The 9,809-nt window shown below is 71.8% G+C and carries 10 protein-coding genes; 3 read left to right on the top strand and 7 right to left on the bottom strand.

Annotated elements, in window-relative coordinates:
• Positions 1–122: 122 nt before the first annotated feature.
• Positions 123–1,340, bottom strand: a complete 1,218-nt coding sequence (locus LNK82_RS45345; protein ID WP_230573006.1) for a cytochrome P450 — start codon at positions 1,338–1,340, stop codon at positions 123–125.
• A gap of 36 nt (positions 1,341–1,376) precedes the next feature.
• Entirely contained in the window at positions 1,377–2,771 is a 1,395-nt protein-coding gene (locus tag LNK82_RS45340) for an MFS transporter (protein ID WP_230573005.1), read from the bottom strand.
• 179 nt (positions 2,772–2,950) lie between these two features.
• On the opposite strand from LNK82_RS45340, the gene LNK82_RS45335 reads away from it, so the two are divergent.
• Positions 2,951–3,811 (top strand): helix-turn-helix transcriptional regulator, encoded by an 861-nt coding sequence (locus LNK82_RS45335; protein WP_230573004.1) that lies wholly within the window; start codon positions 2,951–2,953, stop codon positions 3,809–3,811.
• A 59-nt stretch (positions 3,812–3,870) separates the two neighbouring features.
• Here LNK82_RS45335 and LNK82_RS45330 read toward each other — a convergent pair whose 3' ends face one another.
• The 5 genes from LNK82_RS45330 to LNK82_RS48120 form a co-directional block, all read right to left on the bottom strand.
• Positions 3,871–4,500, bottom strand: a complete 630-nt coding sequence (locus LNK82_RS45330; RefSeq protein WP_230573003.1) for a hypothetical protein — start codon at positions 4,498–4,500, stop codon at positions 3,871–3,873.
• A 192-nt stretch (positions 4,501–4,692) separates the two neighbouring features.
• Positions 4,693–5,994: a sensor histidine kinase gene (locus LNK82_RS45325; RefSeq protein ID WP_230573002.1), complete on the bottom strand. Its 1,302-nt coding sequence runs from the start codon at positions 5,992–5,994 to the stop codon at positions 4,693–4,695.
• Positions 5,991–6,428 carry a hypothetical protein gene (locus LNK82_RS45320; RefSeq protein ID WP_230573001.1) on the bottom strand — a complete coding sequence of 146 codons (438 nt, stop codon included), beginning with the start codon at positions 6,426–6,428 and terminating at the stop codon, positions 5,991–5,993. Before LNK82_RS45320 ends, LNK82_RS45325 begins: the two co-directional genes overlap by 4 nt.
• A 286-nt stretch (positions 6,429–6,714) precedes the next feature.
• Entirely contained in the window at positions 6,715–6,933 is a 219-nt protein-coding gene (locus tag LNK82_RS45315; RefSeq protein WP_230573000.1) for an SRPBCC family protein, read from the bottom strand.
• A 106-nt stretch (positions 6,934–7,039) separates the two neighbouring features.
• Positions 7,040–7,246 (bottom strand): ArsR/SmtB family transcription factor, encoded by a 207-nt coding sequence (locus tag LNK82_RS48120; protein WP_372470816.1) that lies wholly within the window; start codon positions 7,244–7,246, stop codon positions 7,040–7,042.
• Between the two features lie 111 nt (positions 7,247–7,357).
• Here LNK82_RS48120 and LNK82_RS45305 point away from each other — a divergent pair, with 111 nt between their 5' ends.
• Positions 7,358–9,124, top strand: coding sequence for an ABC transporter ATP-binding protein (locus LNK82_RS45305; RefSeq protein WP_230572999.1), 1,767 nt, complete (start codon positions 7,358–7,360; stop codon positions 9,122–9,124).
• 425 nt (positions 9,125–9,549) lie between these two features.
• Positions 9,550–9,809, top strand: a 260-nt coding sequence (locus LNK82_RS45300; RefSeq protein ID WP_230572998.1) for an endo-1,4-beta-xylanase, incomplete at its 3' end; no start/stop codon positions are given.

Here is a 9,809-nt window from a genome sequence, read left to right as displayed (position 1 = left end):
CCCCCGGCCGGCCCCGCCGGGGCCCGGCGCCGCCCCCCCCGGCGGGCGCGGGTGGGGGGCTTCTCCGTGGGCAGGGCCGTCGGTGGGCCGGGCGCGGCCGCGGGTTCGTGGCCGCGCCCGGCTCACCAGGTGACGAGCAGCTCGTGCAAGCCGCGGGAGTGCGTCTCGTGCTTGAACTCCAGGTCCTCGAACGCGACGGCGAGCCGCACGCCGGGAACACGCCGGAACAGGGTCTCCAGAGCGACCTGCACCTGCACCCGGGCCACGTGCTGCCCCACGCACTGGTGCGGGCCGAACCCGAACGCCAGGTGGTGCCGCGCGTCGCGGCCCAGGTCCAGCCGGTCGGGATCGGCGAACGCCGCCTCGTCGCGGTCGGCGGCAGCCGCGGACACGATGACCGCCTCGCCCCTGCGCACCGGCACGCCCGACACCTCGACGTCCGCGACGGCCACCCGCGCGGTGAACTGCTCGACGACGGTGAAGTAGCGCAGCAGCTCCTCCACCGCGCCCGGCACCCGTTCCGGGTGGGCGAGCAGGCCCGCGACCTGGTCGGGGTCGCGCATCAGCGCCAGCGCACCCAGCGAGATCATCCCGGCGGTCGGCTCGTGCCCGGCCACCACGAGCAGCCGGGCGAGGTCGACCAAGGCGTCCCGGTCCACCTCGCCGTGCCGCTCGCGCCGGGCCAGGACCTGCCTGCTCAGCAGGTCCTCACCGGGCACGCGTTCCTTGCGGGCCACCAGGTCGGCCAGGTAGGAGCGCAGCGCGGCGGTCGCCGCCTCGCGCTCCTCCTCGTCCGCGCCGGCGCGGACCAACCGGGCGGTCAACTCCTGGAACAGGTCTTGCTCCTCGTGCGGAACGCCCAGCTGCTCGCCGATGACCAGCGAGGGCACCGGCAGCGCCAGCGCCCCCACCAGGTCGGCCGGGTTGCCGCCGGCCAGCATCGCGTCCACGCGCCGGTCGACGAGCTCCTGGACGCGCGGGCGCAGCAGCCCGGCCCGTTCGGCGGTGAACTCGCCGCCGACCGAGCCGCGTGCCTTCGCGTGCAGGTCTCCGTCCACGGCCACCGGCGGCCGGGCGCCGGCCGCGCCACCCGACGCCCGCAGCGGGACGGCCGGGTGGCGGTTCGCGGCGAACCGCGGGTCCGACAGCACGAACCGGGCGTCACGGTGCCGCGTCACCAGCCACGCGATGCTGCCGTCGGTGAGTCGGACCCGGCTCACCGGCTCCTGGGCCCGCAGCCGGGCGTACTCCGGCGGCGGCTCGAACGGACAGGTCCGCGGAGCGGGGTAACTCATGAGGTGCGCGGCCGCCGTGACCGCGCCCTGTTCCGCCGTGGTCACGGCGACCTCCTCACTCGGGACCGGGCCCACTCCTCGTCACGCCGCCGCGGCGGCGGCCCGCTTCGCCTGGGCGACCGTGCGGGCGAGGAAGACGGCCGCGATGACCGCGACCGCGGCCAGGATCGCCAGGTAGGTGAACGTGCTCGTGGTGGCGTCGGACGAGGACTCGGGCGTCAGCGGACGCCCGGCCAGGGTCAGGAAGAGGCTGCCGAACACGGCGATGCCGGTCACCTGGCCGAGCTGCATGGTCGTGGTCAGCAGCCCACTGGCGTCCGCGGCCTTCTGCATCGGCACCTGCACCAGCGACAGCACCAGCAGCGGGCTGAACGCGAAGCCGACGCCGCCGCCGACCACCACCACCGAGATCCACATCAGCGCGCCGTGCGGGTCGCTCTGCGCGCTCGCGGCGATGCCGACGTAGCCGAGGATGCACAGCACCATGCCGATGGTCGGCACGAGGTGGTGGATGCGCGGGGGGAGCTTGCGCCAGAAGAAGCCCACCAGGCCGAACGCGGCGGCCATCGGCGTGAAGGTCAGACCCGCGAACAGCGCCGAGTCGCCGAGGCCCTGCTGGAGGTGCAGCGCGAAGGCGAACAGGAAGCCGCCGTAGGCGATCTGGTTGAGCAGCAGGGTGGACACGCCGGTGCCCATGCTGGCCGCCTTGAACACGTCCAGGTTCAGCAGCGGGTCGCCGCCGCGGGCGCCGATGCGCTTCTCCACGACCACGAACACGACCGCGAGCACGAGGCCCAGCGCCACGCAGATGAACGTCCACGCGGGCCAGCCCGCCTCGTGGCCGAGCACCAGCGGCAGCACGATCAGGAACACCGCGGGCACCGAGATGGCCAGGCCGACCGGGTCGAGCTTGCGGGTGCCGCGCGGCGCGTCGGCCTCCATCAGCTTCGGCACCAGCAGCGCCAGGGCGATGCCGATCGGCACGTTGACCAGGAACGCCGGCCGCCAGGTCAGGTCGGCGATGTTGGCGTTGACGATGACGCCGCCGAGGATCATGCCCGCCACGGCGCCGACCGACAGCACCGCGCCGTACGCGCTGAGCGCCTTGGCCCGGGCCTGACCGGTGAACCGCATCTGGATGACGCTCATGATCTGCGGCACCATGACGGCCGCCGCGGCACCCTGGACGAACCGGGCGATGATCAGCACGAGCGTGGACGGGGCGATACCGCAGACCAGCGACGCCACGGTGAAGCCGATGGCGCCGATCAGGTACATGCGCCGCCTGCCGTGCAGGTCGCCCAGCCGGGCCCCGGTGATCAGCAGCATCGCGTACGCGACGGTGTAGCCGCCGACGACCAGTTGCAGGGAGGCGCCGGACGCGTCGAGGTCGACGCCGATGGTCGGCATGGCGACGTTGACGATCGTGACGTCCAGCAGGGCCATGAACTGGCCCAGCAGCAGTACCGTCAACATCCCCCACGGGTGCTTGCCCGAGACTTCCTGTGCGGGCGAGGAAGTGGCTGGTTGGGTTGTCATGCGGCCACTGTGGCGGTTCGGGCGGGACGGCGGGTAGAGCCCGCGAACACTGTTACTGGTACTACCATGAACTACGCTGTGCGAAGCCGTGGAGGCACAGCGTGAGGATGGGGTTGATGAGCGTCGAGACCGCGGCGACGGTGCAGGACCGTCGCCGAGCCGAACTCGGGCAGTTCCTCAGGGCGTGTCGCGCGAGGTTGAGCCCGGAGGACGTCGGGCTGCCGCCGGGAACCCGCAGGCGCACCGTCGGCCTGCGGCGCGAGGAGGTCGCGATGCTCGCCGGTGTGGGGGTCACCTGGTACACCTGGATGGAGCAGGGCAGGTCGATCAACGTCAGCGCGCAGGTGCTCGACGCCGTCGCGCGCACCCTCCGTCTGGACGCGACCGAGCGCTGGCACCTCTATCACCTCGCCGAGGCTACCCCTCAGCGCATCGGCACGACGGCGACGAAGATCCCCGACGAGATCCGGGCGGTGCTCCGGGGCCTCGACCCGCTGCCCGCGACGCTGATCAACGCCCGGTACGACGTGGTCCTGGCCAACGACGCCCACGCCGACCTGCTGTGGCAGTGGCACTCGATGCCGTGCGTGCACCGCAACATGCTGTGGTGCCACCTGACCGAGCCCACCGCCAGGCAGAAGCTGCTCAACTACGACGAGGAAGTGCCCTACACGGTCGCCCGCCTGCGCGCCGACTACGCCCGCCACGTGGGCGACCCGGAGTGGGAGGAGGACATCCGGCGGCTGCTCGCGCTCAGCGACGAGTTCGCGGAGCTGTGGGCGCGGCACGAGGTCGCCGAGCCGGAGGTCCGCATCCGCAAGCTGTCCAACCGCGACGCGGGCGACATGGCGTTCTCGATCAACGAGCTGGAGGTGGCGTCGATGCGCGGGATGCGGATCGAGGTCTACGTCCCGGCCGACGAGACGACCAAGCAGCGCCTGCCGCTGACCAGGGGACACGTGACGGGGGCCTGCTGACCCGGGTGAGCTGTGCGCCGGGACGTCCGACGTCCCGGCGCCCGCTGGAAGAGGTCGTCCTAGAAGAAGAGGTCGTCTTCGTGCACGAAGCCGACGAGGTCCTTGTTGACGTTGTCGTGGTCGAGCACCAGCGCCCAGTACTCGCCCTCGTACATCTGATCCGTGACGGCCAGCAGTGCGAGGTCGTGCCCGGCCTGGATGACGCCGTAGCCGCAGGCCATCAGCGGGCAGCTGTGCGCCCACATCTCGGCGGCCGGGCGGTTCGGACCGGTACCGACCGAGGCGCACGGCTGGTGGACGTTGTCCTGGTACAGGGCCGTCGTGTCCACGAAACCCGCGATCGGCAGGTTCGGATTGGTCGGGTGGGTGGTGAGCACCATGTTCCAGAAGATGCCGACGTTCGAGGTGTAGCAGTACGCCATGATGAACGAGTTCGCCGGGATGGGGTGGTAACCGCAGCTCAGGGAGGCGCACTGGCGCACCCACGCGGTCGTAGTGGTGTACGTCGTGACGACGGACTCCTGGACGTCCACCATCTCGATCGCCGCGCTGCCCCCGGAGGCGGCTGCCGCCGACACCTGGACGTCGACCGCGGGCGTTGCCGGGGCGGCGGTCGCGCTCGGCGCGAGCGCGGCGACGAGGGCCAGAGCCGCCGCCAGGGCGCCCGAGAACGATCTGAACTTGTGCATCAACTGTGTTCCTCTGCGGGAGAGGCACCGGGAGAAGCCCGAAGCCGAGGGTGAGAAGGCGCTCCGGGCATGGAGGTGAGCCGGCAGCGCGTCCAGATCGTCTCGGCGCGGCGTCCCGTCGTCAACGAACCGGTCCCGCCGGCGGGAAAGCGCGCGCGGCGGCCTCCGGCACGACCTCACCCCAGCCCGCGCTCACGGGTCGACGCCGGGCGCGAACTCCTCTTCCGGACGTGTTCGCGCCCCGGCTCCCACCCTCCGGCCCTGGGTGCGGCGGGCCCGAGCGGGAAGGAGGCCGAGCCGCGCCCGGCGGAGCGGCACCGGCCGCGGGTCGTCCTCGCCTGGCCCGGCCGTGTCGGCGAGCGGCAGGACGGCGCGGAGCCGGAAACCGCCGGCGGGCGTGCGGGCGGTGCTCAGGCTGCCGCCGAGCGCGGCCAGCCGTTCGCGCAGACCGGTCAGGCCGTGGCCGGTGGACAGCGGGCCGCGGTGGGCGGCGCCGTGCCCGCCCTCGTCGTGGACCTGGATCTCGACCTGGTCCGCGGTCCAGGTCAGCAGCACCTCGACGGACGCGCCGGTGCCCGCGTGCTTGGTGACGTTGGTCAAGGCCTCCTGCGCCACCCGGTACACCGCGAGGTCCACGGCCGGCGCGACCGGATTGGGTTCGCCCACGACGCGCGACTCGACGCGCAGCCCCGCCGCCCGGAACGAGTCCAGCAGGGCCGGGATGTCGTCGACGCCGGGCTGCGGCTCGGCCGGCTCGCCGTCGGCGCGCAGGACCTCCAGCATCCGGCGCAGCTCCCCCATCGCGTTCTCGCCCAGGCGCTGGATCGTGTCGAACGCGCGCTCGGCCCGGTCCGGGTCGCGGTCGACCACGCGTCGCCCGCCCGCGGCCTGGAGCACGATCACGGTGACCGCGTGCGACACCACGTCGTGCAGTTCCCGGGCGATCCGGCCGCGCTCCTCCGTGACGGCCTGGTGCGCCTCCAGCTCTCGCCTCGCCTCCAGCACCCGCGCGTGTTCCCGGCTGGTCCGGACCCACCGGCCGGTCGCCCACACCGACAGCGGCAACAAGGTCAGGTAGGCAGCCGCCGCGACGTCCACGAGGAGGTCCTCGAGACCGCTGGGGTCGAAGTCGGGCGTGGAGGTGGAGAACGCGTAGAGCAGCGCGCCGACCAGGGCCACGCCCGCGACGCGAACCCGGCACCGCTCGGCGACGGTGAACAGGGCGAGGTACACGACGATCTCGGGGCGGAAGTCGAAGCCGCTGACGGGAGAGGCCAGCACGGCCAGCGCCAGCACCACGACGAACACCGCCATGGGGTGGCGCCGCCGCACCATGAGCACGACGAACGCCAGTCCCAGGTACCCCACGGCGAACCAGAAGTCCGGCGCTTCCGGCCGCAGCGGGACGTGCGAGTAGAGCACCACGTCCATCGCGCCCGCCGCCAGGGCAAGCCCGATGTCGGCGGCCACCGGGGCGAGGCGGCTCCACGTCATGAGCAGCGAGCGCAGTTGACGATGTTGTGCTTCGCGCACGCCTTGTCGCCCGGGATCGGAGGGCCGGTGCCCGCGGATTCGAACGCCGCCCGCGCGTCACCCCCGTGGGCGGCGATCGCGGCCTCCAGCGCGACCGACTCGGGCATCACGGCGTTCGGCGCGTGCCGTGACGCCGAGGCGAGGTCGAGGACGGCGAACTCCGCGCCGGCGACCCTCAGCGCGTTCACCTCGGCCGGCGGGATGCGCTCGACCGCGCTCTCGTCCGCCGCGGCGAGCACGGCCTCGACGTCGAGGCTGCCGTCCAGCAAGCCGGGTGGCGGGTCGGGCACCACGACCCGGGTCGGTTCGACGAGCCAGCCCGCGGCGACGTGGCCTCCCCCGGTCTGCGCCGAGGCCCCCGCCTCGATGGAAACGACGACGTGTGCTGCCGTCATGGTCTACCCCCTGGCGAATCCGTTCACGTCACGACTGCGAATGGCAGCGTGCGGCTGTTCCATCGTCCAGCCCCGGACCGACCTTGGGCATCCCCGCATGGGATTACCACGAACGAGTGAACCCCGATCGTGTGATGACACGCCGAGCACAAGAAGTGTGGCGCCACGAGTCCACCCGCGACTGTGCGAGGTGGACAGTCCACTCGACGTTGTCCAGCTATGCGAACGGCGGCGTACCGCCTCGGGCGGGTCCGGAACCCCCAGCCAACCTGGCGGCGGGCTCTGGTCATCGCGCGAACTCGGCGAACCGCGTCAGCGCGTCGCTCGAGCCGCCGAGCCCGTCGAAGGCGGCGCGCAGCGCCTCGGCCCGGACGAAGTCGATCTCCACCTCGGTCCCCAGCGACGGGTCGTGGGTCCAGTCGGCCCCGATCTGCCACAGCAGCACGAGCCGGTTCGGCGGCGACCACCGCGCGACCCGGCTCCACGGGCACTCCCTGCCGTCCACCCCGCGCTCGAACCGGTGAACAGCTCGAACGTCCGCCGCACCCCGAGGGGCACGGTCACCGTCTTGTGGACGACGATCTCCGTGGTCGCTTCGGCGCTCATCCTCGTCAGCTCTCCTCGGCCTCGGCCGCCGTCGGGGCGGCGAAGTTGTCCAACGTGCTCGACCGGAAGCGGACGAGATAACCGCGCGACACGTCCAGCCCTCCGGGGTTGGCGCGGTACAGCCGCCGCGTGCCCGCCGCGGCCTCCACCACCAGCTCCGCTTCCTTGAGGACCTTCAGGTGCTGCGACACGGCGGGACGCGACACCGGCACCCGCTCGAGGATCAACCGCAGCGGAGGGCCCTGACGACGCGCGAGCTTGACAGCGTTCGAGCCCTTCCGGAGAATCCGGAAAGCGCTTTCCGCTGATTGGAGAACTCCCCGGTGACCTCGTCCGAACCCCAGCGAGGGCACCGTGACCTGCACGAAGGCCCCTTGCGCGCCCTCGGCCGCCTGTTCCGGCCGCACCGGCGACGCCTGGGCGGCGCGCTGGTGGTCTTCGTCGTCAAGCACAGCCCGGTCTGGCTGCTCCCCCTGGTCACGGCCACCATCGTCGACACCGTGGTGCTGCACCTGCCGCTCGACGGGATGTGGGTCGCCACGGGTCTGATCATGCTGATCCTGGTCGTCAACTACCCGCTGCACCTGTTCTACGTCCGCCTCCTGCACGGGAGCGTGCGGCGGGCGGGCACCGAGCTGCGGTCGGCCCTGTGCACCCGGTTGCAGGAGCTGTCCATCGGCTACCACAACCGGATGAGCGCGGGCGTGCTCCAGGCGAAGGTCGTCCGCGACGTCGAGACCGTCGAGCAGATGGTGCAGCAGACCACCGACACCGCGATGAGCGCGATCACCGTGCTGATCGGCGGCTTGACGATCGTCGGCGTCCGCGCACCGCACTTCCTGCCCCTGCTGCTGGTGATCGTGCCGCTCGCCGCCTTGGTGATCATGCGGCTGCGCACCAGCCTGCGCGACCACAACGAGGTCTTCCGCCACGACGTGGAACACCTGTCGGCCCGCGTGACCGAGATGACCCGCCTGATCCCCGTCACCCGCGCGCACGGACTGGAGGGCCACGCCCTGCGGCGGATGGACGACACCCTGCGGAAGGTGCTGGCCTCAGGACTGCGACTGGACCTGCTCAACGGCCGGGTCGCGTCGCTGTCGTGGGTGTTCCTCAACATCCTCGCGGTGCTCTTCCTGACCGCCTCCGCCCTGGTCGCCTATTACGGCGCCTGGGGCATCACGGCGGGCGACGTCGTCATGCTCAGCGCCTTCCTGACCACCTCCACCACGTCCCTGGCCACCCTGATGACCCTGGCGCCGGTCATCTCCAAAGGACTGGAGTCCGTCCGCTCCACGAGCGAGGTGCTGCGCACACCCGACCTGGAGGACAACACCGGCAAGGCCGAGGTCACCGAGGTGCGCGGCGCGGTGGACTTCCAGGCCGTCGGCCACACCTACGACGCGACCGGCCGGTCGGCGGTGCGCGACTTCAGCCTCTCCGTCACCCCCGGCGAGACGATCGCGCTGGTCGGCCCGTCGGGCGCGGGCAAGTCCACCGCGCTCAACCTGCTCATCGGCTTCATCCGCCCCCAGTCGGGCCGGATCCTCCTCGACGGCGCCGACATGGCGGACCTCGACCTGCGCACCTACCGGCGCTTCATCTCCGTCGTGCCGCAGGAGCCGATCCTGTTCGACGGCACGGTCCGCGAGAACGTCGCCTTCGGCCTGCCCGACGCCGACGAGGCCGCGATCAGGACGGCACTGCGCGACGCCAACGCCCTGGAGTTCGTCGACCACCTCCCGGACGGGCTCGACACCTCGGTCGCCGACCGCGGCTCCCACCTCTCCGGTGGCCAGCGGCAGCGCCTGGTGATCGCCCGGGCGCTGCTGCGCGACCCCCGCCTGCTGATCCTCGACGAGGCCACCTCCGCCCTGGACACCCGCTCCGAGGCCCTGGTGCAGCAGGCGTTGGCCAGGCTCGTCCACGGCCGGACCACCTTCGTCGTCGCCCACCGCCTGTCCACCATCCGGGACGCGGACCGCATCGTCGTCATGCAGGACGGCGCGATCATGGAGATCGGCTCCCACGACGAACTGCTGCGCCGCGGGGGCGCCTACACCCGACTGCACGCGGGCCGACCGGCCTGACGCCGGGCGGACCCGTTCGGCAGGCCGCGCTGTGAGGTGTCGAGTCGCTCGCCGAGCGGCGAAATTTGCGAATATAGTTTCGAATTTTTGCGAAACAACTCGTCGGCGCACCCCCACTCACCGCCCTGCGACCGAAGCGCCACGCACCCCTCACCCAGGGCCCTTCACCTGGGCTTACGGGACGGGCCGCAAGATCGCCCTTAACCGGTTCGCCGGTGTTCATGCATGTAAACCACGGCTTCGGGTCGGCTCCGACCAGGCCTTGATCGGCCAAACTGTTTCGGTTAATACTGCTTAACGTTTCGAACCCGAACAGCGTGTGGCTACGACGCAACCCCGCCACCCGCACCGAGCGGACCATCGACCGCTCCGACCCCAACCCACCCACCCGCACTACCGCGGGTGCTCCCCAGAAAGCGCCGAACATGACGCTGACAGCGAAGTCAGTCTCAAGAGTCGCACTCGTGTCGACCTTGGTCGCCGCCGCCGCGGGCGCCGCGGTGCTCGTGGCGTCGCCCGCCAGCGGCGCCGCCTCCACGCTCGCGGCGGCGGCCCAGCAGAGCGGGCGGTACTTCGGCACCGCGGTCGCGGCCAACAAGCTGGGCGACTCCACCTACGTGGGGATCCTCAACCGCGAGTTCGACATGGTGACGGCCGAGAACGAGATGAAGATGGACGCCACCGA

Origin of the sequence: Saccharothrix luteola, from assembly GCF_020859565.1 — a bacterium.
GTDB lineage: Bacteria > Actinomycetota > Actinomycetes > Mycobacteriales > Pseudonocardiaceae > Actinosynnema > Actinosynnema luteola.
The sequence above is the reverse complement of the archived record's forward strand: the minus strand, read 5'-3'. Positions and strand labels throughout refer to the sequence as shown.